This window comes from Helicobacter pylori HUP-B14 (genome assembly GCF_000259235.1).
GTDB classification, from domain to species: Bacteria; Campylobacterota; Campylobacteria; order Campylobacterales; family Helicobacteraceae; genus Helicobacter; species Helicobacter pylori_CU.
In genome coordinates, this window is record NC_017733.1 from 871,259 (window position 1) to 895,596 (window position 24,338).

Consider the following 24,338-nt stretch of genomic DNA (forward strand, 5'->3'; position numbering starts at 1 on the left):
TTATAGTGTGATTGGCATCATCAAAGTAGAAATTTTGGCGCTCAAGTGGCTTTGCTTTTCATCAAGGGGTTCTTGGATCAAAAAAGGCGATGAAGGCTCATTGCATTTTAAAACAAATTGCGTTGTCCCTAAAGCGTTCAAGGCTTCAAGGAAAAATTTAGCGTTCACGCCCAAATGAAAGGCTTTTTCAATATCCAAACCTTTTTCAATCTCAACAGAGGTTTTAGCCGTTTCGCTATGCTCAGAATCCAAAGATTCGAACAAAGCGTTGTTTTTTTCTAAAGTGAGTTTAATGGTGGAGCTTAAAGAACTGCACAATTTAATGCTCTCTTTAAATTCTTCCTTGCCTAAAGTGAAAGAAGAAGTGTATTCTTTAGGGAGGATTTTTTGATAATCAGGGTAATTCCCATCAATGAGCTTGGTGAAAAAAGTGTGCGTTTCGTTTTCAACCACCGCTAGCATGCCATCGCTTTTAAAACTGAAATTTTCATAAAAAAGCTTAAGGATTTCTAATAAAGCTCTTTTAGGTAAAATGCAAGAGATGTCTTCTTCAGTGGAATGGATAGAGATTTTTTCTAACTGCGTGTAAGAGAGCCGTTTGGTATCCGTGCCTACTACTGAAAGGGTTTGATGTTTTTGATCAAATTGCATTAAAATACCGGCTAATTCCCTTTTGTGGCTGGTTTGCTCAATCACGGGAGCGATCTTTTTAAACGCATCCACCAAAAAAGGAGTATTGACTTCTATACTCACTTTTGGCTCAATAACAGGGAATTCAGGGAACTCATCAGCGTCAAACATGGGGAGTTTGAAAGAGCTTTTATTTTGTTTGATCACCAAGCTATCATCTTTAGTTTCTAAAATAATATTGGAGTCTTTTAAACATGAGATAATATCCAAAAACTTTTTCCCGTTGATCGTGCCTACGCCCTCTTTATCGCTAGATTGCGTAAAAATATAGCTTTTTAGCCCAATATCGGAATCGCTAGCCTTTAAAAAAAGCTTTTCTTTAATGACTTCTAAATGGATGTGTGAAGCGATAGAAGAAGCGTCCTTTTTATCCAAAAAAGCTTGCAAATAGCGCAAAGCATTTTCTAAATCGTTTTTACTAACACTGATTTTCATAGCTGAATAATCCCCTTGAATTTTTAGTCTTATTATAGCATAAAAGAACGCTTTTTTAAGGGTTCAAGCGTATTCCTACCCCTATACGATTGGAAAAAACATCGTATTCATACAAGCCATCGCCATAGCCGTTAAACCACTGTGCATAAATCCCCACAAAAGGATTAATGCGGTAGGTATAGCCTAAGCGGAAAGCTCCATGCCAGCGATCATAACGCCAGTATTGCGTGAAAATATCATAAAGTTGCAATTCAAAATGATGGCGCCCTCTCCTGTAATCAACTTTAGCGTTACCATACCCCATGTAATCAATCAAATTAGGGTTGGATTGATCATAAGGGACATAGGGCCAATAAGCGACCATGATTTTCAAGCCTCCCTTTTCCCACACCAAACGAAACACAGGGCGTTGCCCCGCATTCACCGAACGACACCCCCCCCAGCGCACGTCTTTTTGCCCGTTATAATCTTTAACGATTACAGGCCCTCCTGGGAATTGGTTTTCAGGATTACCTTCTTTATTAAAAGGCTGGTAACATTGCGCGCCTCCCACGCCATTAGAAATGTGCTGCCAACCTATCCAAATTTCAGAAAAATTCCCTATTTTACCCCCAAAAGGTTTAAAATTAATAGGATAAACATAGATGAGTTCAGGCATGAAATTGATCATTCGCATGGGAGCGGATTGAGGGTTATTATAAATTTGAAACCAGTCAGTTTGGGTATAAGCCAAATAAAGCGTGCCTTTAGTCCAAAGAATATGCCTAAATACAGGCACTCTAAAACTGATTTGGAACTTAAACTCATTGCGTTGATACGGGTTGATATTAGGATGATACCATTGAAAAATGGGGGTGAAACTATGATAAAAAGGCAAAAAATAAGTGCCTAGATAATCCATCATGTTTAAATATTTTTTAGCAAAATCCACCCAAGAATGTTCTTTGGGGGCTTTTTGTGGAGGGAGATACCAGGCATTGGACAAATCGTTTTGCGTTTTAATGATGTGCAAATCCTGTTTACGCAAATAGTAGTTATAATCCACCTTAAAATTATCTTGTGAAAATTTTTTGCCCTCTAACTGACAAACTACAAAAATCATAAAGATCAAAATGCTTTTCATCAAGCATCCTTATTTCACTTAAATTGCAAGATGAAAATCGCTAAAATCACTACAGGTGCGATAAAACGAACGCTAAAATGCCATGCTTTAAAGGCGTTTATATTAAAGAAGTGCTTCGTGGCTAAAAAAGAACGCTTTTTATTTAAAACCCACCCCACAAATAAGACTGAAAACAAGCCTCCCAAAGGCATTAAAAACGAAGAAGTGATGAAATCCAACCACCCGAACACGCTCTTATGAGCGAAGCTCAAAAACTTAGCGTATCGTTCATTCATGGAAAGAATGACTAAAACGCCTAAAACATACACAACGATCCCTATCCATAGCGATGCCTTAAGGCGCGAGAAATTAAAACGATTGATTAAATAAAGCACTAAAGGCTCTACCAAAGAAACCATAGAAGTGATCCCGGCAAAAACAAGGGCCATAAAGAAAAAAAGCGAAACGATCTGCCCGCTTATTCCCATTTTAGCGAAAGTTAAAGGTAAGGAAATAAAAACAAGCCCTGGCCCTTGAGACACGTCTGCATGGTATTCAAACACAAAGGTAAAAATCATCACCCCGGCAATCAAAGAAACTAAAATACCCGGTAAAACAATAAATAGAGAGCTTTTGAGTAGATTTTCTTTTTTAGGCGTAAAAGCCGAATAAGTAATGATCGTGCCTACCCCCAAACTCAAAGAAAAGAACATCTGCCCTAAAGCGTCCATCACAACCTTAAAATCAATCTTTTGAATCTCAAAATTAAATAAAAAGCGCAAAGCTTTAGGCATGCTTTCTAAAGTCATCGCATAGATTAAAAGCCCTATGAAAATCACAAACAACAACGGCATCAGCACTACATTTAATTTTTCAATCCCTTCTTCAATCCCCCTAGAAACAAACCATATTGTCGACAATAAGCATGCACTAAAGCCAATAACAGGCCAGATTAAACTGCCATTTTGGAGCGTGCTAAATTGCATTTTGGCTTGCTCTAAATCTTTAGGCAAATCAAAAGTTACTACAAAAAGATAGTAAAGCACCCAGCCTAACACCACCGCATAAAAGGATAAAATGAGAGGGCCGCCTAAAATAAAAAAAGAAGTGAAAGGGTAATATTTTTTCCTTTTAGGATCTAAGATTTGATAATTAGAAACAACATCTTTTTTACCCAAATTCCCAATCAGCATTTCCACTAAAAGCATAGCAATGCCTAAACTCAAGGTTAGCACCAGATATAAAAGCACAAACGCACTCCCCCCATTATGACCTACCATATAGGGAAAGCGCCAAATATGCCCTAAACCGATAGAGCTACCCAAAGTGGCTAAAATAAAGCCTAATTTAGAAAATTTTCCCATGCTAAATATTTTAATAAATCTTGCTCAACCAAATAGAAAACACAATTAAAGGGGTGATATATTTAAGCAAGAAATACCAAGTTGCAAACAATTTAGGGCCTAAAAAGTGCGTGCTTAAAAGACGCAATTTTTCTTTTTTCAAAACCCAGCCCATAAAAATAAAGGTTGCCATCCCGCCTAAAGGCATGATAATGGTGCTTGAGGCAAAATCCAACCAATCAAAAAGACTTTTTTCAAAGAAAGTGAGATAATCTTTATAATCCTTATGGAGCGAGAAAATCAACACCACGCCTACCACAAAAATTAGCACTACAAGACCCCAAGTAACCTTAAAACGAGAGTATTGATACCTTTCGGTAAGATACATCACGCTTGGCTCTAATAAAGCCACCGTAGAAGTGATGCCAGCAAAAGCGAGCGCGAGCAAGAAAAGAACTGAAACAAGAACGCCTATCGCTCCCATTTGGCCAAAAACCACCGGTAAAGAAGTGAAAATTAACCCTGTGCCTTGTGAGACATTCGCCCCATATTCAAACACAAAAGTGAAAATCATAAGCCCTGCCACAAGAGAAATTAAAATCCCTGATAAAACCACCCAAATAGTGCTTTTAAGCAAATTCTGCGTTTTATCTGTAACCGCAGCATAAGTGATATTGATCCCTAAACCGATGCTTAAAGAAAAGAAAACCTGCCCCAAGGAATAAGTGAACACTTGAGAGGTCAAATCTTTTGGCTTGAAATCAAACATGAAATGGAAAGCTTTAGAAAAAGAATCCATGCTCATCGCATAGAAAAGCAAACCAAAAAAAGTGGCAAAGAGTAAGGGCATTAAGACTAGATTGAGTTTTTCAATCCCTTCTTTAATCCCCCTAGAAACAATCCATCCGGTTATGAATAAAACGCTAAAAAGCCCTATGGATTGTAACCCTATAGACTGCAAAGTTTGAGTAAAAATTTGTTCAGATTCTTGGATATTGCTAGGCAAATTAAAACTAATACTCACCAAATAATAAAGCACCCAACCTAAAATAGTGCCGTAAAAAGTCAGTATTAATGGCCCAGAAATAAGCAAAAGCCCTGCGTATTTCCAGCGTTTTTTAGGGTTAATGTCAAGCTCTTTAAAAGCTTCTATTACATTTTTTTGCGTGCTTTGTCCTAATAGCATTTCAGCGATAAACATCGCCGCGCCAACGCTTAAAGATAAAAATAAAAACAATAAAACAAAAGCACCCCCACCGCTCACCCCAGTCATGTAAGGAAAGCGCCAAATATGCCCTAAACCTATCGCACTCCCTAAAGCCGCTAAAACAAATCCTAATTTAGAAAAATGATTACCCATATCCTAACTACCAAACTCCTTGTCAATGATTAAAATTAAGAGGCTATGTCCTTAATCGTTTAACTATTGCTGTATTAGTTTTTTGAAATCTTTAAAAATCTTAAGATTTAAGGAAAAACCCACTTCAAAAATACCTAAAAAATATAGAGCAACGCCCCTAGATTATACTATAGTTAAGTTACATATTGTATAATTTTAAGAAAATTTCATTATTTAAGTAAGGGGAATTAATGCGCTGTAGGGTATATTACGAAGATACCGACTCTGAAGGCGTGGTCTATCATGCGAATTATTTGAAATATTGCGAAAGGGCTAGGAGTGAGTTTTTTTTTAAACAGAATATCTTGCCAGAAAATGAAGAAGGCGTGTTTGTCATCCGCTCTATCAAAGCGGATTTTTTCACCCCTGCGAGTTTAGGCCAAGTCTTAGAGATAAGAACGCAAATTAAAGAATTAAGAAAGGTTTTTGTGGTGCTTTTTCAAGAAATTTATTGTATCCAAAACGCTTCTTTAGAGCCTATGAAGCCTTTTAAAGTCTTTGCTTCAGAAATCAAGTTTGGCTTTGTCAACCGCTCTACATACAGCCCTATTGCCATTCCTAAATTGTTTAAGGAGCTTCTTAGTGCCGTCTGATTTAGAAAAACCCACCATTATTTACCCTTGTCTTTGGGATTATAGGGTGATTATGACTACTAAAGATACAAGCGTGTTAAAAGAGCTTTTAGAAACCTACCAACGCCCCTTTAAATTGGAATTTAAAAACACTTCTAAAAACGCTAAATTTTATAGCTTTAATGTTTCTATGGAAGTTTCAAGCGAAGCAGAACGGAATGAGATTTTTCAAAAAATCTCACAATTAGAGGTTGTGGTGCATGCACTTTAATCTTTTAAAACAAACGCTTTAAATTTTTCACCCCTTTCTTTATACGAAGAAAATTGATCCAAACTGGCCGCGCTGGGTGAAAGCAAAGCGATTTCATTTTGCAATAAAACGCTTTTAATTTCTCCAACCGCCTTTTCTAACTTTAAACAAACCTGACAAGAAACATTAAATTCTAACGCTAAGGCTTGGATAATAGAAGCGCTTGATCCTATCGCATAAAGGCTTATTTCATAGTTCTTAAACTCTTCAAAAAGGGGGGTTAAATTAACTCCTTTAATATCGCCCCCTAAAATCAAATGGATTTTTTGGTTTTTAAAGGTTTTTAGGGCTTGTAAGGTGGCATCAATATTCGTGGCCTTGCTGTCATCTACCCACAAACGCCCTTGTTTATCTCTAAATTCTTCCATTTTGTGCGAGCCAATTTTAAAAGCGTTCAGTCTTTTAAGGGCGTTTTCTCTATAGTCTTGCCATTTTAAATTCTTTATTTTTAAAAATTGCTCATAAACTAAAAGGGCTAAAGCAGCATCCAATAAAAACGCTCCCTTAAAAGAAAGGGCGTTAGAAGGGATTTCTAAACACTCTAAAACCTCTTCGCTTTTGTCAAAAAAGATTTTTTGCGCTTGCGAGTTTTGAATAATGGGGTGTTCTTTGAATTTTAAAGGGAGGATAGCGAGCGAAGTTTTAGGCATCAACGATAAAACCTTGAGTTTAGCGTTCAAATAATTTTCAAAATTGCAATGCCAAGTCAAATGATCGGCTTCTACATTGATGAGCAAGTAGATTAAAGGGTGAGCCTTATTGGTGTAATGCAAAGAAAAGGAGCTTGTTTCTAGCACCCACAAGGACGATTGTTTTTCAAACAATTCAATCAAGGGCGTGCCGATATTCCCCCCACTCACAGCCTTAAAATCTTCTAAAAGCGTGGTGAGCATTTCTGTCGTGGTGGTTTTACCATTAGTGCCGCTAATACTGATTATAGTAGGCGTGAAAACCGAATCAAACAAGCTGTCAATATAATCGTATTCGCTCACTAAATGCTTGGCTTTTATCACTAAAGGGTGCGTGAAACTAATACCAGGGCTGACTATCTCTAGTTGGGAATCATTAGGGTTGAAATCCTTACAGGGATAGCAAAGAAAACCCTCGCTATCCTTAAAAAATGAAGGGAATTTATCATCAAAAAATTTGACTTCGTTATGGTTTTTTTTAAAAAAACGCCCTAAGGCTAGAGTGGTTTTGCCATGCCCCAATAAAGAAATTTTCATTCAGCGCACCTTCAAGCTTAAAAGAGCGACTAAATTACTCAGCATGGAAATGATCCAAAAACGCACGATCACCTTATTTTCTGCCCAACCCTTTTGCTCAAAATGATGATGGATGGGCGCCATTAAAAAAAGGCGTTTTTTACGGGTTTTATAGCTCCCTACTTGCAAGATCACCGACAAAGTTTCTATTACAAAAATAGATCCCATTAAAACGAGTAAGATTTCATTATGCGAAACAATAGCGTTATAAGCGATAAACCCTCCTATTGCCAAACTCCCGCTATCGCCCATAAACACGCTTGCCGGGTTGCAGTTATACCACAAAAAACCAAAGAGTGATCCCACTAACGCTAACGAAATCACAAACAATTCCCCCACATCTATGACTTTAGGATAAAGCAAGTATTTAGAAAATTCCGCATTCCCTGCCACATACACAAAGATAGAAAGGCTTAAAAGGGTGAAAATGCTAGGCACGCTCGCTAAGCCGTCTAACCCGTCGGTTAAATTCACCGCATTGCTCGTGGATAAAAAAACCAACACCCAAAAACCAACCGCTAACATCGTGGGCATTTTAAACAAGGGGTTTTTCAAAAAAGGCGCGTATAAAAAAGTGTCTAACCCCTTAAGGCTCAATAAAACAGACACTATAAGCGAAAGGATAAAAAGCATGCCAAATTTCATTTTCGCGCTCATCCCAGCGTTGCTTTGCCGGTTGATTTTAGTATAATCGTCTCTAAAACCCACAAAACTAAAGCCCACTAGCACGATTATCCCTAACAACACATAAAGATTGCCCAAAGACGCACACAACACGCTCGCAACAATGGTTGCAAAAACAAACACAATCCCCCCCATCGTAGGGGTATCCTTTTTATTCTGGTGGCTTGGCACAAAGCTTGAAATGGGCTGATTAGCCTTTTTAGCCTTGGCCCATAGAATGAATCTAGGCATTAAAAAAAGCGTGAGGAAAAAGGCTATGAAAAACCCTAACCCTGCTCTAAAAGTCAAGTATTGGAAAAGATTGATATTGAAATAGCCGTATAGTAAAGAATAAAGCATAAAATCCCCTAAAATCGCCATGCTTGAAATTTAGAAAAAAGAAAATTGTAGCGCAAATTGATTTACTTAAAAATAGTATAATTATGGTTTAAATTTTTATTTTTAGGAGTCTTTTGTGGAGCGTTCGCTTATTTTTAAAAAGGTTAGAGTTTATTCTAAAATGTTAGTGGCTTTAGGGCTTTCAAGCGTGTTGATTGGTTGCGCGATGAATCCAAGCGCTGAAACAAAAACACCAAATGACGCCAAAAATCAAGTTCAAACTCATGAAAGAATACAAACAAGCTCTGAATATGTTACGCCGCTAGATTTTAATTATCCAATACATATTGCTCAAGCCCCACAAAACCATCATGTTGTAGGTATTTTAATGCCGCGCATTCAAGTGAGCGATAATCTAAAACCCTATATTGATAAGTTTCAAGACGCTTTAGCCAATCAAATCCAAACTATTTTTGAAAAAAGAGGCTATCAAGTGTTGCGTTTTCAAGATGAAAAAGCTTTAAATGCGCAAGATAAGAGAAAGATTTTTTGCGTTTTGGATTTGAAAGGGTGGGTAGGAATCTTAGAAGATTTGAAAATGAATTTAAAAGATCCCAATAATCCTAATTTAGACACGCTAGTGGATCAAAGCTCAGGCTCTGTGTGGTTTAATTTTTATGAGCCAGAAAGCAATCGTGTCGTCCATGATTTTGCTGTGGAAGTAGGGACTTTTCAGGCAATGACCTATACTTACAAACACAGTAATTCTGGAGGGTTTGATTCTTCAGACAGCATTATCCATGAAGATTTGGAAAAGAATAAAGAAGACGCGATACATAAGATCTTAAACAGAATGTATGCGGTTGTCATGAAAAAAGCTGTAATGGAACTTACAGAAGAAAATATTGCCAAATACCGAGACGCTATTGATAGAATGAAAGGCTTTAAAAGTTCTATGCCTCAAAAAAAGTAGTTCTTAAACGAACCATTTAAAAATTAGCCTTAAAATCAGTCTTTTTAAAGGCTATTTTAAGTATAATGCAAAGTTTATTTCAATAATTAAGGATACACAATGGCAAAAAGATGCGCTTTAACTTTCAAAGGGCCTATGATAGGCAATCATGTCAGTCATGCGAACAACAAAAACAAGCGCCGCTTACTCCCTAACTTGCGATCGATTAAGATCCAATTAGACGACGGCACGACCAAACGCATTAAGGTGGCTGCTTCCACTTTAAGAACCATGCGTAAAGGGGCTTAATCATTTAGGGTTTTTATAAGCTTTCTAAAAACCCTTAAAACTAAACTTCTTTATTAAGCATCAATCTAGCGTGATTGGGCTTGATATTTTAAGAGAGTTTAAAAATGAAACGCTTTCAAATGCTTTGAATTTATTTTGATCTAGGAATTGGTTTTGTTTGAAAAGTTGAAATTTTTTAAAATCAAAAAAGACGATGAAATTCAGCCAGAAGTCAATTTAAATTCTGAAATCTATGAACAATTTAAGGTCTTTAGACTCCCGCTTATTTTAATCCAATTGCTTGTGCTTTTAGGCACTCTGGGATACTTCGCCCTAGAAAATTATAGCCTTATGCAAGCTTTCTTCCAAACGACTTACACCATGACAGCTACAGGGTTTGGCGCTTTAAATGAAAGCCAGTTCGGGCCTATAAGTATTTTTTTAACTTCCATTTTAATGTTTTGTGGGACGGGAATTATTGCCTTTAGCGTGGCTATTTTAGTTAGCGTGGTCAATAAAGGCACGCTTACCAGATTGATTAAGGAGAAAGGTATGATTTATAAAATCGCGCGCCTTAAGGATCATTATGTGATTTGTTACCACAACGAATACACCATTGAATTGAGCAAGCAGTTCCGCTCCGCTCAAATCCCTTTTGTGGTCGTGGATAATGACCCTAGTTTTGAAGAAGAAGCCATTAAGCACAAATACCCCTACTATATCATAGGCGATCCGCACACCAATTTAGCCATGCTAAAAACCCACTTAAGCAGCGCTAGGGGCGTTGTGGCGTTGTCTAAGATTTTGCCGGTGAATGTGGCATTAATGGTGAGCGTGCGCTTGTTTGAAAAGGAATTAAAGCGCAAACCTTATTACATCATTGCGAGCGCGCATAGCGATGAAGGCTTAGAAAAATTAAAAAAATTAGGGGCTGATATGGTGGTTTCCCCTACAAAACTCATGGCTCAACGAGTGAGCGCTATGGCGGTGCGTCCGGATATGGAAAATATCTTAGAGCGTTTTATCAATAAAAAAGACACGCTTTTAGACTTAGAGGAAGTGATTGTCCCTAAAACCAGCTGGCTTGTGTTAAGGAAATTAAAAGAAGCCCATTTTAGAGAGATCGCTAAAGCGTTTGTGATTGGTATCACTCAAAAAGATGGCAAATACATCCCTATGCCTGATGGAGAAACGATCATTGCAAGCGAATCCAAGCTATTAATGGTTGGCACTTCAGAAGGCGTTGCGACCTGTAAGCAACTCATCGCTAACCATCAAAAACCCAAAGAAGTGGATTACATTTCATTGTGATTGATACAGCCTTTTTATAAAATAAAAAAAGCTTGGCTCTCATCAAATACGGGTAATAAAATCTAAAAAATGCTAAAAACATTTTTTACAATCCATAGCAAAGAGCTTGGCGTTAGTCAAAAAATTAGCCATTCATGTTTGATGAGAACCAATCCAAGATTTAAACGGATTTGAGGCTTATTTTTCTCACACCCATACGCTCAATGAGAGTTAATGTTACAACCCTTTTAAAGCTCTCTTTGTTAAAAGGATTTTTAAACCATGTTTTAATTTGTCCTGTGATTTATTTATCATGCTCATTCTCTTCGCATTTTTGAAGCGTTGCCCTAAATTCCGCACAAAACAAATATTCATCAATCTTCCAACCTAAAATTTTACTCTCCTTTCTTGCTTTTCTCTAGCGTGTAGTCGCTTAGGTCTTTGACTTTTTGCCCCCATCCGCCTTGAATATAGATCGCATTCCTAATATAATAAACGCCCGCAAACAAGCCGCTAAACTTCGGCTTTAGTGTTTCTAAAAGTTCGTTAAATGCGGTCTTTTTCGCTTCAGTAATCTCGCTTGTGGCTTGGGTTTTTTCTTTTTTGATGTTGTTTAAAACTTCTTGCTTATTGGTGTTTATTTGATTTGTAGCGCTCTCTTTGGCTTCGTTAATGTTAGTGATCGCTTGCGTTTGATTGTTGCTTATTTCGTTGTTAGCGTTGTTTTTCGCTTCGTTAATGTTAGCTATCGCTTGCGTTTTATTCGTGCTTATTTCGTTGTTAGCGCTTTCTTTAGCTTGGTTTATCGCTTCAAGGCTTTGGGTTTTGTTTTCTGTGATTTGATGGTTAGCGTTATCTCTGGCTTGGTTTAAAAAGATTTGATAGCTCGTTAAAAGCCTTGTAGTGGTTTCTATGATTTGATTTTCTAGCTTTTTAACTTCGCTTTTAATGTTTTCAGTGTTAGCGTTTAAAGTAGCAGTTACTTCTTGCTCGTTGGTGCGCATGCTCGTATTAAACTCGTTAAAAAAGCGCTCGTATTCTTTCATTTTTAATTTCAAGCTCTCGCCGGCGTTACTCAGCCATTCAATGGAATTTCTTAAACTGCTATCTATTTCATTCGCATTCTTGAAAAAATCCAAACTCAAAAGCACTTCTAAAATCCTAACAATCCCTTTAAGGCTTAGTTTTATTTGATCCGTAAAAAGCGCGTTACTATGTAAAGCGTTCTGTAATTGCTTTAAGAGTTCGTTAGTGATTTCTTTCACTTCGGGCTGTTCGCTTATTTCTAAAGCGCTATTAGGTAGATTAGGGTAATTCATTTTTTAATCCTTGTTTAATTTTTTTGTGGTAGGATTAGGTTTGTTAAGGTTTGAGGCGCTATAGTTGATGCCGTCTCTGTAATCGTTAGAGAGTGTCGCAATGGTCTCTAACTCCCTTAAAACTTTATCATCCACTTCAAAACTTGTAATCATATAATGATTTTTTAGTTCGTTATCTCCCTTAAACTTACTTAAAACTACCTTTGAATTATTTAAAATAATAACCGCATAACCTGGTTTGTCTTCTTCTTTTAAGCCTTTTTGTATAATGGTAGGGATTTCCTTAAGTAGTTCATTAGTCCTTTCTTTGGCTTGTTTGTTTGTTAATCCTAACCTTTTGTATTGTTTTTTTCTCTTTTCTAAAATGTGTTCTAACCCGTAATCTTTATTACCCCAAACTAAATCAATATCTCCTAATCCTTCCTTATAAAACGCTCCCGCTACAAAACCTTTTTTAGTTTCTAATAGCTTGTTAATCGCTCCTAAGCCATCACCCTTGAACTCGCTATAATTCTCTCCCCATTCGCTAGGCGCTTCAAGTTTTTGTTTTATCCCTTTCTCGCTCTCTTTTTGCATGTCTTTAACGGCTTCTATCAAGCGCTTTAAAACGGGATTATTTTCGTTCGGCTCTCTATTCACCATTAAAAGGTAATGCGCAAAATCGTAAATATCAATATCCTTAAATTCCTTACTATCAGGGTTAAACATGTCTTTGGTAAGATCTGCGATCTTAAATTCTTTCAAACCTTTTTTAATGTTATCGCTCTTTAAGGCTTCAAATAACGCTTTGCTAGGATCATCAAACCTCGCAAAGCGCGCGATCGCACCTCCTAAAATCTCGCTTATATCGCTCGTAGTTTGATCGCTCTTTTCAAACATCTCTAAAGAACTCGTTTTATAGAATTTCTCGCTCAAATCTTTTAAGCTCTCGCTTGTAGTTGGATAATTCTTTAAATTCGCAAAACTGCGATCCATGATATCGCTCAAATAAGCGTTAAGGCTTACATTAGGAAAATTCATGTCGTGGATTAGATTGTGAAAACTCCCAGCGTTATCTACAAACATTTTTTTCACATTTTCATAGCTTTTAATATCGTTAGAAAATTCTTTCTGCCAACGATTGAGTAACTCTATCCCTTGCGTTTTCGTCCTTGGCATGTTAAACATTAAAAGGGCTAGGTTGCTATCGCCTACATTAGGGTGAGTGGCTTTGTCAAAATTCAAATTTTTAGCAACGATATTTTTAAGTGAGTAGATGCTATCAGCGTCTAATTTTTGGTCTAATTCTTTCAATTTCGCTTCATAGTGGCTTAAAACCGCTATCGCATGATCGCTTTCGCTATTAAAACGTCCTTGATTAGAAGAAGCCGCTAAATTGTTGATCTCGGTGTTGTTTAATCTATTGTGCGGCACTCTCACTAACAGCTCGTCTGGTTTTAAGTCTATGTGATAGTATTCCTTGATCGCTTTCTCGTAAGCAAAACGGCTTTTAGGCGTGAAGTTTAGCATACCAGCTATGCGGTGGTTTCCTGCGATCACTTGCCCATCGTGTAAGATAATCGGTAAATCTTCAAAACCTCCGCTCCCAAATATCTTTTTAGGATCAAAATTTTCAGCGATGCTTTTAATCTGTTCTTCGTTCATGTCCGTGCGTTTTTGCGTCCCGCCTGTGGTAAAGCTTGGTTTCAAATCTTTAGCTTTGACGATCGCATAATCTAGATCGTAAATCTCTCGCTCGTTCAACCTTACTCGGCTTTTTGGTAGTTGCTCCTGTGTTTGTGTAGGTATATCCTCTCCTACTTCTATTTTAGTCTGGCTTTCAATGTTGCCTGCATTGCCGCGCTCGTGCTCTAATTTCTTTTTTAACGCTTCTTTACGCTTTAATTCTTGCTCTTTAGCTTTTAAAAATTCTTGTTCGCTTTGTAGGGCTTCGCTTTCTAACTTCGCTAACTTTTCGGCGTTGGCAAGTTCTAGGGGGCTTAAATTTTTAACTTCTTGGGTGGTTTCGTTTAAGTTTTCGCTTGTTTTTAATAAATCCTCTTGACTATTTAGTGGTTTTTATATAATATTTTCTGTAGCACCACTATGACTATGGGAACTCAACCCATGGGGCACCTTCGCGTTAGCGTCGAGTGAGGTGCTTGAAAATTCTTTATAAACATCATTATTCTTATAATCTCCGTTACTTTTGAACATCGTTTTTAAAACTAATTCATTTTTCTTATTGACCGCTTGCTCTACCACTACCGCATAGCCGTTGATTTGTTTAAACGCTGTTATATTTTCTTTATTTCCTTTTCCTATGGCTCTAATAATTTCATCAGCGTTATTAACAATATCTCTATAATTAGCTATATCTTCGTAAGTGATAGGGCTTTCACCATTTCTAACATTAACAGAATTAACGCCATGCCTTTTGAGTATGTGAGCGATAGCATCATGATCTAAACTCGCTCTTATGTTTTGCTTAAAGTTAGCGTCTTTTAAAAGTTCTAATTCTTTGTTAGAGGCTTTTTCTATAATCATTTTTTTGTTGTTTTTGTGTAAAAATTCAACCATTTCAGGGTTTAGGTTATTCACTCCAAAAGTGATCGCATCTCTCCCGCTTGTAGGGATTTCTGCGTTATTTAGTATCTCTTTGATTTGTTCGTTAGTGAGTTTTTCATTAGAAAAATCAAACGCTTTCTCTTTGATTTCTTCACTGGCTTGCTTGATTCCGTTAGTAAGCTCTTCAATGATTTTAAGCGTGTTGTTGGAAAATTTAGCGTTTTTGGCGCTTAGTTCTCTTACTAGGTTTTTAGCGAGCGGATACTAAAAAGCTTTTTTTAAGAGCGCAGTTGTTGTAAGGCTTCTTTAATCGCTGCTTCTATACTGAGATTGGGTTTTAGGGTTTTTAAGACTTGGTTGATTTCGGTGCTTTTAAAGCCCAAACTCTCTAGGGCTAAAAAGACTTCATCGCGCGCGGGTCTGTTTTCATCTTGAATGAAAAAGCCAATGAGATCCACCATGATCTTATCAGCGAGCTTTTTGCCAATGCCTGGGACTTGCTGGAGTCTTTTGACTTCTTTGGTGGCGATAATGCTTTCAAATTCATTCGGCGAAAAGCTTGAAAGAATGGCTAAAGCGATACGCCCCCCTACCCCATTGATTTTCAAAAGCCTTTCAAAAAGGATTTTTTCGCTCTCTTCTAAAAACCCGTATAAAAGATGCGCATCTTCTTTGATCACTTGCAAGATTTTCAAACGTGCTTTTTGGCCCGCTTGAAGCAAAGCAGAAGTGCGCATAGAAACTTGCACCCCATAAACAACCCCTTGCACTTCTATATGCACTTCTAAAGCGGAGATTTTTTCCACAACCCCTATCAAACCCACTATCATTTTTATCCCTTTTTTATTTCTTGTTCTAGCCTTTTATCGCGCTTTTAGGGACTTTTTTGATTTTATGGTCTTCATAGATCACGTTCACGCTTTCATTATGGCTTAACATAGCGCTCAAGTTGCTCACTTTAGGGTAATTGCGATGATAAATCACGATATTTTCTTGCTTGAAAGGGTTTTTAGTCGTAATGCTTGCATGCTGGAAGCTGTTTTCTATACTAATGAGTTTAGCGTAACATTCGTTATTGATTTTTTGCAATTCTAGCATTTGAGCTTTTAAGATTTTCAAACGCTTTAGAGCAAACATAAACTCGCTATAAGCGTCTTTCACGCTTTCTTGTTGCATTAAAGAGCGTTTGATTTCTTCGGTGGCGTTTTTAAGCTTTTCCATGATGGCTTGATGGTTTTTGACTAAATGGTTTAAGAACTGGTGCTGAGCGATGATTTTTTTGGATTTTAACCCTAACGCATTGAGTTTTTGTTTAGCGGCTTTCAATTCTTCTTGGTTTTCTCGCCCCCCAAAAGCGTAAAAAATAAAGCGGTTGCCATTGCCATCCACCTCATCAATCAAACATTGCTTGGAAAAATACAGCTTATTATCGCTTTTAAGCTTTTCTAAAGCGATTTCTTTCGCATAAACTACACTCCCCGCGCTCGCTTCCACTTTAACGCTATTGGCATACACCTTAGCGCGCTCTAAATACTTGCACTCAAACTCTTTAGTGTAGCACACGCCCTTATGGTTAGTGATACGCGCTTTATTGGCATAGACATAGCTTTCAGGGTGGATTTGCCCCTCTATAGTGATTTCTTTAGCCACTAAGATCACATTCTTGCCCACATTGCCCTTAATGTTAATTACGCTCGCTTCTAAAATGAGGTTAGAATCAATCGCATCGCTCAATTCGTCTTTAGCTTGAATTTCTAAAACTAACCCGCTCTCCACTCCCCCTAAAAGATTAGGCGTTTCAATGGATTTGATCCCGTTTTTGAAAATAAAATTTTGCTTAGAAACCAAACGCCCTTTTTCCATTTTAACCCCTTGTAAGGCTTTGGAGTAATACACTAAAGCGTTATTTTCTTCTCTTTCTTCAAAAGCGTTTTTGTCATGCCCTATAGGGGTGGGCGAATGGGCAACTTTAGGCAATTCAATATAAAGACCTTTAAGGTTACGGCCGTCTCTGCCTTGTTTGGGATAACTCACGCAAGCGACTTTTTGATTTTCTTTAGCGATATAGTAATTTTCTTTAACAAACGATTCTTCTTGATCACTTAAAGGGATAGTATGGGTTGGAAGGTATTCTTCTTCTAATAAAAAATGGGATTGTTCTTCTACATTAGGGATAAAGGTTGAAGAAGCGTATAAAATAAAGCGCTCATTTTGGGCTTCTTTTTTATATTTTCTCAATTCTGTTTTTAAGTTTTCATACATTTGTGAAAGGTGGCGAAACACCACGCCTTGAAAGGCTAAACACTCTTTAATATACGCAAACATTTCTTGGTAATGCTCTTCAGTGTCTAGGACAATAAAACACTCGTCTAAAATAATTTCTATTTTGCTTAAATCTTCATCCACTTCCACTTCAAAAAAGCGCTTATAAGCGTTTGATTTGATTTTAATGTCGTGGGTTTGATAAAGGGTTAGCTCTTTTTTTTCATAGTATTCATCTTCTTCTAATTGTTGCAATTCCCCACCAAAAGCCTCGCTAAAATCGTCTTTAGCGCTGTTTTTGATAAAAATAGAAGTTTTTAAAATCTCAAACCATAGATCTTCTGTTTGTAATTTATTTTCAGCAGCCGCTTTTTTTAATTCTTTTTGAATGTCTTTGCACCGCTCAACTTTTATAGGGGCAAAATGCTCCAAGCTCATTTTTTAATCCTTAAATGGTATAATAAAGATTTAGAAAAAGCAATATGCTAACAAAAAAACACTGAAAATTAGGTAATAACTGCGACTGATATGCTAAAAAAAATATTTTTAACCAATAGCTTAGGGATTTTATGCTCTAGGATTTTTGGCTTTTTACGGGATTTGATGATGGCCAATATTCTAGGGGCTGGGGTGTATAGCGATATTTTCTTTGTGGCTTTCAAATTGCCTAATCTATTCAGGCGTATTTTTGCGGAGGGCTCTTTTTCTCAAAGCTTTTTACCAAGCTTCATACGGAGTTCCATTAAAGGGAGTTTTGCGAGTTTGGTGGGGCTTATTTTTTGCGGCGTTTTATTCATATGGTGCTTATTAGTAACGCTCAATCCCTTATGGCTAACCAAACTCCTAGCTTACGGCTTTAATGAAGAAACAATCAAGCTATGTGCCCCTATTGTAGCGATCAATTTTTGGTATCTTTTATTGGTGTTTATCACCACCTTTTTAGGCGCGCTTTTACAATACAAACACAGCTTTTTTGCCAGCGCTTATAGTGCAAGCTTGCTCAATGTATGCATGATTTTAGCCCTTTTCATTTCTAAAGAAAAAACGCATTTAGAAGCGTTGTATTATTTGAGTTATGGCGTGCTTTTAGGGGGCGTGGCTCAAATCTTATTGCACTTTTATCCTTTAGTGAAATTAGGCTTATGGGATTTATTGTCTAAAGGGCTGTTGAGCTTTAAGACCAAAAACGCCGCCAAAAAAAAATACCGCTCTAAAAGGGCTAAAAAGGATCTGAAAGCGTTTTTCAAGCAGTTTTTCCCCAGCGTTTTAGGCAATTCTAGCGCTCAGATCGCCTCTTTTTTAGACACCACGATCGCCTCTTTTTTAGCGAGCGGGAGCGTGTCTTATTTGTATTACGCTAATAGAGTTTTCCAGCTCCCTTTAGCTTTATTTGCTATCGCTATCTCTACAGCTCTTTTCCCCAGCATTGCGATCGCGCTTAAAAATAATAAGCAAGATCTAATCTTACAACGCTTGCAAAAGGCGTGGTTTTTTTTAGTGGGGGTTTTGCTTCTTTGCAGCATTGGGGGGATCATGTTAAGCAAAGAAATCACCGAGCTTTTATTTGAAAGGGGGCAATTTAGCCCTAAAGACACCCTAATCACTTCGCAAGTCTTTTCGCTCTATCTTTTAGGCTTGCTCCCTTTTGGGCTAAATAAACTCTTTTCTTTGTGGCTTTATGCGAAATTAGAGCAAAAAAAAGCAGCTAAAATCTCTTTAATTTCGCTTTTTTTAGGTTTAGCGGCTTCTTTGAGTTTAATGCCTTTGTTAGGGGTTTTGGGTTTAGCGTTAGCGAATAGTTTGAGCGGGTTATTTTTATTTGTTTTAACGATAAAAGCGTTTGGCTTTCAATTATTCTTGGGTATAATCAAGAATTTAAAACCATGGCTTGTAATCCTTTTCCTCGCTTGCGTGGAAATCTTATTACTCTTAGCGTTCAAATCGTGGGTTACACATTTATATTTATTTTATTATTTTCAAGGTTTTTAAATGTTCATTTATGATACCAAATTAAAACAAAAAGTCCCTTTTGAGCCTTTAGTCCAAAATAAGGCGAATATTTATGTGTGCGGGCCTACGGTGTATGATGACGCTCATTTAGGGCATGCCAGGAGCGCGATTGCTTTTGATTTGTTGAGGCGTACGCTTGAATGGAGCGGCTATGAAGTGGTGCTAGTAAGGAATTTCACCGATATTGATGATAAAATCATCAACAAAGCCTTCAAAGAAAACAAAAGCATTCAAGAACTAAGCAGTATTTATATTGAATCTTACACGAGGGATCTAAACGCTTTGAACGTGAAAAAACCCAGCCTAGAGCCTAAAGCGAGCGAGTATTTAGACGCTATGGTGCGCATGATTGAAACGCTTTTAGAAAAAAATTTCGCTTATAGAGTTTCTAATGGGGATATTTATTTAGACACGAGCAAGGATAAAGATTACGGCTCTTTGAGCGTACATAATAGCAGTATGGAATTTAGCCGTATTGGTTTGGTGCAAGAAAAACGGCTTGAGCAGGATTTTGTGCTATGGAAAAGCTATAAGGGGGATAATGATGTGGGCTTTGATAGCCCTTTAGGCAAAGGACGCCCTGGCTGGCATATAGAATGCTCTAGCATGGTTTTTGAAACTTTAGCGCTCACTAACACCCCCTATCAAATTGATATTCATGCTGGTGGAGCGGATTTGTTATTCCCCCACCATGAAAATGAAGCGTGCCAAACCCGTTGCGCTTTTGGCGTGGAGATCGCCAAATACTGGATGCATAATGGCTTTGTGAATATCAATAATGAAAAAATGTCTAAAAGTTTAGGGAATAGCTTTTTTATTAAAGACGCTCTCAAAAACTATGATGGCGAAATTTTGCGCAATTATTTGCTAGGGGTGCATTATCGCTCTGTTTTGAATTTCAATGAAGAAGACTTGTTAGTGAGTAAAAAACGCTTGGATAAAATCTATCGTTTGAAACAGCGCGTTTTAGGGACTTTAGGAGGAATAAATCCAAATTTTAAAAAAGAAATTTTAGAGTGCATGCAAGATGATTTAAATATTTCTAAAGCGTTGAGCGTTTTAGAAAGCATGCTTTCTTCTACCAACGAAAAACTGGATCAAAACCCCAAAAACAAGGCTTTGAAGGGCGAGATTTTAGCGAATTTGAAATTCATAGAAGAACTGCTTGGCATCGGGTTTAAAGACCCTAGCACGTATTTCCAATTAGGCGTGAGCGAGAGCGAAAAACAAGAAATTGAAAACAAGATAGAAGAAAGAAAACGCGCCAAAGAACAAAAAGATTTTTTAAAAGCCGATAGCATCAGAGAAGAGCTTTTACAACAAAAAATCGCTTTGATGGACACCCCACAAGGCACGATTTGGGAGAAGCTTTTTTAAGCTTTTCAAATTTTACCTTTTTACACATTCTAGCCACAAATTCCAATGAGAGAAGTTTTTTAAACGCCTCCAATTTTACCTTTTTACATACTCTAACCACAAATTCTAGCAATATTGCTTTTTAATCTTGTTAAGTTTTATGTTCATTTACTTTAATTTGATAAAAATTGAATATCGGTTGTAGATACTATATATTTATAACCTTAATCGTAAATGCAACAGAAATTTTCTAGTCTAAAGTCGCACCCTTTGTGCAAAAATCGTTTTACAAGAAGAAAGGAAAGAAATGGAAATACAACAAACACACCGCAAAATCAATCGCCCTCTGGTTTCTCTTGCTTTAGTAGGAGCATTGGTCAGCATCACACCGTAACAAAGTCATGCTGCCTTTTTTACGACCGTGATCATTCCAGCCATTGTTGGGGGTATCGCTACAGGCACCGCTGTAGGAACGGTCTCAGGGCTTCTTGGCTGGGGGCTAAAACAAGCCGAAGAAGCGAATAAAACCCCAGATAAACCCGATAAAGTTTGGCGCATTCAAGCAGGAAGAGGCTTTAATGAATTCCCCAACAAGGAATACGACTTATACCAATCCCTACTATCTAGCAAGATTGATGGAGGTTGGGATTGGGGGAATGCCGCTAGGCATTATTGGGTCAAAGGCGGGCAGCAGAACAAGCTTGAAGTGGATATGAAAGACGCTGTAGGGACTTATAAACTATCAGGTCTTAGAAACTTTACTGGTGGGGATTTAGACGTGAATATGCAAAAAGCCACTTTGCGTTTGGGCCAATTCAATGGCAATTCTTTCACAAGCTATAAGGATAGTGCTGATCGCACCACGAGAGTGGATTTCAACGCTAAAAATATTTCAATTGATAATTTTGTAGAAATCAATAATCGTGTGGGTTCTGGAGCTGGGAGGAAAGCCAGCTCTACGGTTTTGACTTTGCAAGCTTCAGAAGGGATCACTAGCAGTAAAAATGCGGAAATTTCTCTTTATGATGGCGCCACGCTTAACTTGGCTTCAAACAGCGTTAAATTAATGGGTAATGTGTGGATGGGCCGTTTGCAATACGTGGGAGCGTATTTGGCCCCTTCATACAGCACGATAAACACTTCAAAAGTGACAGGGGAAGTGAATTTTAACCATCTCACTGTGGGCGATAAAAACGCCGCTCAAGCAGGCATTATCGCTAGCAATAAGACTCATATTGGCACACTGGATTTGTGGCAAAGTGCAGGGCTAAACATTATCGCCCCTCCAGAAGGCGGTTATAAAAATCAAACTAATAATACCCCTTCTCAAAGTGGTGCTAAAAACGACAAAAATGAAAGCGCTAAAAACGACAAACAAGAGAGCAGTCAAAACAATAGTAACACTCAGGTCATTAACCCACCCAATAGCACGCAAAAAACAGAAATTCAACCCACACAAGTCATTGATGGGCCTTTTGCGGGTGGCAAAAACACGGTTGTCAATATTGATCGCATCAACACTAACGCTGATGGCACGATTAAAGTGGGAGGGTATAAAGCTTCTCTTACCACCAATGCGGCTCATTTGCATATCGGCAAAGGCGGTGTCAATCTGTCCAATCAAGCGAGCGGGCGCTCTCTTTTAGTGGAAAATCTAACTGGGAATATCACCGTTGATGGGCCTTTAAGAGTGAATAATCAAGTGGGTGGTTATGCTTTGGCAGGATCAAGCGCGAATTTTGAGTTTAAGGCTGGTACGGATACCAAAAACGGCACAGCCACTTTTAATAACGATATTAGTTTGGGAAGATTTGTGAATTTGAAAGTGGATGCTCATACAGCTAATTTTAAAGGTATTGATACGGGTAATGGTGGTTTCAACACCTTAGATTTTAGTGGTGTTACAGGTAAGGTCAATATCAACAAGCTCATCACAGCTTCCACTAATGTGGCCGTTAAAAACTTCAACATTAATGAATTGATTGTTAAAACCAATGGGGTGAGCGTGGGGGAATACACTCATTTTAGCGAAGATATAGGCAGTCAATCGCGCATCAATACCGTGCGTTTGGAAACTGGCACTAGGTCAATCTTTTCTGGGGGTGTCAAATTTAAAAGCGGCGAAAAACTGGTTATAGATGAGTTTTACTATAGCCCTTGGAATTATTTTGACGCTAGGAATGTTAAAAATGTTGAAATCACCAAAAAATTCGCTTCTTCAACCCCAGAAAACCCTTGGGGCACATCAAAGCTTATGTTTAATAATCTAACCTTGGGTCAAAATGCGGTCATGGACTATAGTCAATTTTCAAATTTAACCATTCAGGGGGATTTTATCAACAATCAAGGCACTATCAACTATCTGGTCCGAGGTGGGAAAGTGGCAACCTTAAATGTAGGCAATGCAGCAGCTATGATGTTTAATAATGATATAGACAGCACGACCGGATTTTACAAACCGCTCATCAAGATTAACAGCGCTCAAGATCTCATTAAAAATACAGAGCATGTTTTATTGAAAGCGAAAATCATTGGTTATGGTAATGTTTCTACAGGTACCAATGGCATTAGTAATGTTAATCTAGAAGAGCAATTCAAAGAGCGCCTAGCCCTTTATAACAATAATAACCGCATGGATACTTGTGTGGTGCGAAATACTGATGACATTAAAGCATGCGGTATGGCTATCGGCAATCAAAGCATGGTGAATAACCCTGACAATTACAAGTATCTTATCGGTAAGGCATGGAAAAATATAGGCATCAGTAAAACGGCTAACGGCTCTAAAATTTCGGTGTATTATTTAGGCAATTCTACGCCTTCTGAGAATGGTGGCAATACCACCAACTTACCCACAAACACCACTAATAATGCGCGTTCTGCTAACTACGCCCTCGTAAAGAACGCTCCTTTCGCTCACAGCGCCACTCCTAATTTAGTCGCTATCAATCAGCATGATTTTGGCACTATTGAAAGCGTGTTTGAATTGGCTAACCGCTCTAAGGATATTGACACGCTTTATACTCATTCAGGCGCACAAGGCAGGGATCTTTTGCAAACCTTATTGATTGATAGCCATGATGCGGGTTATGCCAGACAAATGATTGATAACACAAGCACCGGTGAAATCACCAAGCAATTGAATGCGGCCACTACCACTTTAAACAACATAGCCAGTTTAGAGCATAAAACCAGCGGCTTGCAAACTTTGAGCTTGAGTAATGCGATGATTTTAAATTCTCGTTTAGTCAATCTCTCTAGAAGGCACACCAACAATATTAACTCGTTCGCCCAACGCTTACAAGCTTTAAAAGGCCAAAGATTCGCTTCTTTAGAAAGCGCGGCAGAAGTGTTGTATCAATTTGCCCCTAAATATGAAAAACCCACCAATGTTTGGGCTAACGCTATTGGGGGAGCGAGCTTGAATAATGGCTCTAACGCTTCATTGTATGGCACAAGCGCCGGCGTAGACGCTTACCTTAACGGGAATGTGGAAGCCATTGTGGGCGGGTTTGGAAGCTATGGTTATAGCTCCTTTAGCAATCAAGCGAACTCTCTTAACTCTGGGGCCAATAACACTAATTTTGGCGTGTATAGCCGTATTTTTGCTAACCAGCATGAATTTGATTTTGAAGCTCAAGGGGCGCTAGGGAGTGATCAATCAAGCTTGAATTTCAAAAGCGCTCTACTGCGAGATTTGAATCAAAGCTATAATTACTTAGCCTATAGCGCTGCAACAAGAGCGAGTTATGGTTATGACTTCGCGTTTTTTAGGAACGCTTTAGTGTTAAAACCAAGCGTGGGCGTGAGCTATAACCATTTAGGTTCAACCAACTTTAAAAGCAACAGCACTAATAAAGTGGCTTTGAGTAATGGCTCTAGCAGTCAGCATCTATTCAACGCTAGCGCTAATGTGGAAGCGCGCTATTATTATGGAGACACTTCATACTTCTACATGAATGCTGGAGTTTTACAAGAGTTCGCTAACTTTGGTTCTAGCAATGCGGTGTCTTTAAATACCTTTAAAGTGAATGCTACGCACAACCCTTTAAATACCCATGCGAGAGTGATGATGGGTGGGGAATTAAAATTAGCTAAAGAAGTGTTTTTGAATTTGGGCTTTGTTTATTTGCACAATTTGATTTCCAACGCAAGCCATTTCGCTTCCAATTTAGGAATGAGGTATAGTTTCTAAT

General features: G+C 38.0%; 17 protein-coding genes and 1 pseudogene. 8 read left to right on the forward strand and 10 right to left on the reverse strand.

Annotated features, from left to right (window positions below; translation table 11 throughout):
- The 4 genes from dnaN to HPB14_RS04215 are packed head-to-tail and all read right to left on the reverse strand — an operon-like array spanning position 1 to position 4,930.
- The gene (gene dnaN, locus HPB14_RS04200; protein ID WP_000704198.1) at positions 1–1,125 is read right to left on the reverse strand and encodes a DNA polymerase III subunit beta; all 1,125 of its coding nucleotides are present in this window, start codon (positions 1,123–1,125) and stop codon (positions 1–3) included.
- A gap of 55 nt (positions 1,126–1,180) precedes the next feature.
- Positions 1,181–2,248: a phospholipase A gene (locus HPB14_RS04205; RefSeq protein ID WP_000836094.1), complete on the reverse strand. Its 1,068-nt coding sequence runs from the start codon at positions 2,246–2,248 to the stop codon at positions 1,181–1,183.
- A 14-nt stretch (positions 2,249–2,262) separates the two neighbouring features.
- On the reverse strand, positions 2,263–3,591 hold the full coding sequence (locus HPB14_RS04210) for a sodium-dependent transporter (protein WP_000514611.1): 1,329 nt from the start codon (positions 3,589–3,591) through the stop codon (positions 2,263–2,265).
- Between the two features lie 10 nt (positions 3,592–3,601).
- Positions 3,602–4,930, reverse strand: a complete 1,329-nt coding sequence (locus tag HPB14_RS04215; RefSeq protein ID WP_000526568.1) for a sodium-dependent transporter — start codon at positions 4,928–4,930, stop codon at positions 3,602–3,604.
- 230 nt (positions 4,931–5,160) lie between these two features.
- On the opposite strand from HPB14_RS04215, the gene ybgC reads away from it, so the two are divergent.
- Entirely contained in the window at positions 5,161–5,562 is a 402-nt protein-coding gene (gene ybgC, locus HPB14_RS04220; protein ID WP_001203787.1) for an acyl-CoA thioesterase YbgC, read from the forward strand.
- Positions 5,552–5,812, forward strand: coding sequence for an HP0495 family protein (locus HPB14_RS04225; RefSeq protein WP_001138680.1), 261 nt, complete (start codon positions 5,552–5,554; stop codon positions 5,810–5,812). The genes ybgC and HPB14_RS04225 overlap by 11 nt, the downstream gene beginning before the upstream one ends.
- Here the strand turns inward: HPB14_RS04225 and murD are convergent.
- Together murD and mraY are read right to left on the reverse strand one after the other, a co-directional pair.
- Positions 5,809–7,077 carry a UDP-N-acetylmuramoyl-L-alanine--D-glutamate ligase gene (murD, locus tag HPB14_RS04230; protein WP_000703489.1) on the reverse strand — a complete coding sequence of 423 codons (1,269 nt, stop codon included), beginning with the start codon at positions 7,075–7,077 and terminating at the stop codon, positions 5,809–5,811. The genes HPB14_RS04225 and murD overlap by 4 nt on opposite strands.
- The gene (gene mraY / locus HPB14_RS04235; protein WP_000967173.1) at positions 7,078–8,139 is read right to left on the reverse strand and encodes a phospho-N-acetylmuramoyl-pentapeptide-transferase; all 1,062 of its coding nucleotides are present in this window, start codon (positions 8,137–8,139) and stop codon (positions 7,078–7,080) included.
- Between the two features lie 115 nt (positions 8,140–8,254).
- Here mraY and HPB14_RS04240 point away from each other — a divergent pair, with 115 nt between their 5' ends.
- The 3 genes from HPB14_RS04240 (at position 8,255) to HPB14_RS04250 (ending at position 10,669) form a co-directional block, all read left to right on the forward strand.
- Positions 8,255–9,091, forward strand: a complete 837-nt coding sequence (locus tag HPB14_RS04240; protein ID WP_000442305.1) for an HpaA family protein — start codon at positions 8,255–8,257, stop codon at positions 9,089–9,091.
- A gap of 99 nt (positions 9,092–9,190) precedes the next feature.
- Entirely contained in the window at positions 9,191–9,379 is a 189-nt protein-coding gene (gene rpmB, locus HPB14_RS04245; protein WP_001118998.1) for a 50S ribosomal protein L28, read from the forward strand.
- A gap of 153 nt (positions 9,380–9,532) precedes the next feature.
- Positions 9,533–10,669 (forward strand): potassium channel family protein, encoded by a 1,137-nt coding sequence (locus tag HPB14_RS04250; protein WP_000461971.1) that lies wholly within the window; start codon positions 9,533–9,535, stop codon positions 10,667–10,669.
- A gap of 374 nt (positions 10,670–11,043) precedes the next feature.
- On the opposite strand, the gene HPB14_RS04260 is transcribed toward HPB14_RS04250, so the two are convergent.
- The 4 genes and pseudogenes from HPB14_RS04260 to HPB14_RS04290 form a co-directional block, all read right to left on the reverse strand.
- Positions 11,044–11,967, reverse strand: coding sequence for an ATP synthase subunit B family protein (locus HPB14_RS04260; protein WP_001108909.1), 924 nt, complete (start codon positions 11,965–11,967; stop codon positions 11,044–11,046).
- A gap of 3 nt (positions 11,968–11,970) precedes the next feature.
- Positions 11,971–14,751, reverse strand: a pseudogene (locus HPB14_RS07935) (DUF3519 domain-containing protein); the annotation flags it as partial.
- A gap of 41 nt (positions 14,752–14,792) precedes the next feature.
- Positions 14,793–15,344, reverse strand: coding sequence for a Holliday junction branch migration protein RuvA (ruvA, locus tag HPB14_RS04285; protein WP_000635191.1), 552 nt, complete (start codon positions 15,342–15,344; stop codon positions 14,793–14,795).
- A 25-nt stretch (positions 15,345–15,369) separates the two neighbouring features.
- Positions 15,370–17,214 (reverse strand): hypothetical protein, encoded by a 1,845-nt coding sequence (locus tag HPB14_RS04290; RefSeq protein WP_000051006.1) that lies wholly within the window; start codon positions 17,212–17,214, stop codon positions 15,370–15,372.
- A gap of 90 nt (positions 17,215–17,304) precedes the next feature.
- On the opposite strand from HPB14_RS04290, the gene murJ reads away from it, so the two are divergent.
- The 3 genes from murJ to vacA all read left to right on the forward strand — a co-directional run bounded on the left by murJ (position 17,305) and on the right by vacA (position 24,337).
- Positions 17,305–18,765, forward strand: a complete 1,461-nt coding sequence (murJ, locus tag HPB14_RS04295) for a murein biosynthesis integral membrane protein MurJ (RefSeq protein WP_000913511.1) — start codon at positions 17,305–17,307, stop codon at positions 18,763–18,765.
- Positions 18,766–20,163, forward strand: a complete 1,398-nt coding sequence (cysS, locus tag HPB14_RS04300; RefSeq protein ID WP_000471361.1) for a cysteine--tRNA ligase — start codon at positions 18,766–18,768, stop codon at positions 20,161–20,163. It begins immediately after the preceding gene.
- Positions 20,164–20,563: 400 nt separating this feature from the next.
- A complete protein-coding gene (gene vacA / locus HPB14_RS04305; RefSeq protein WP_000586399.1) occupies positions 20,564–24,337 on the forward strand; it encodes an autotransporter vacuolating cytotoxin VacA in 3,774 nt (1,257 codons plus the stop codon).
- Position 24,338 lies beyond the last annotated feature (1 nt).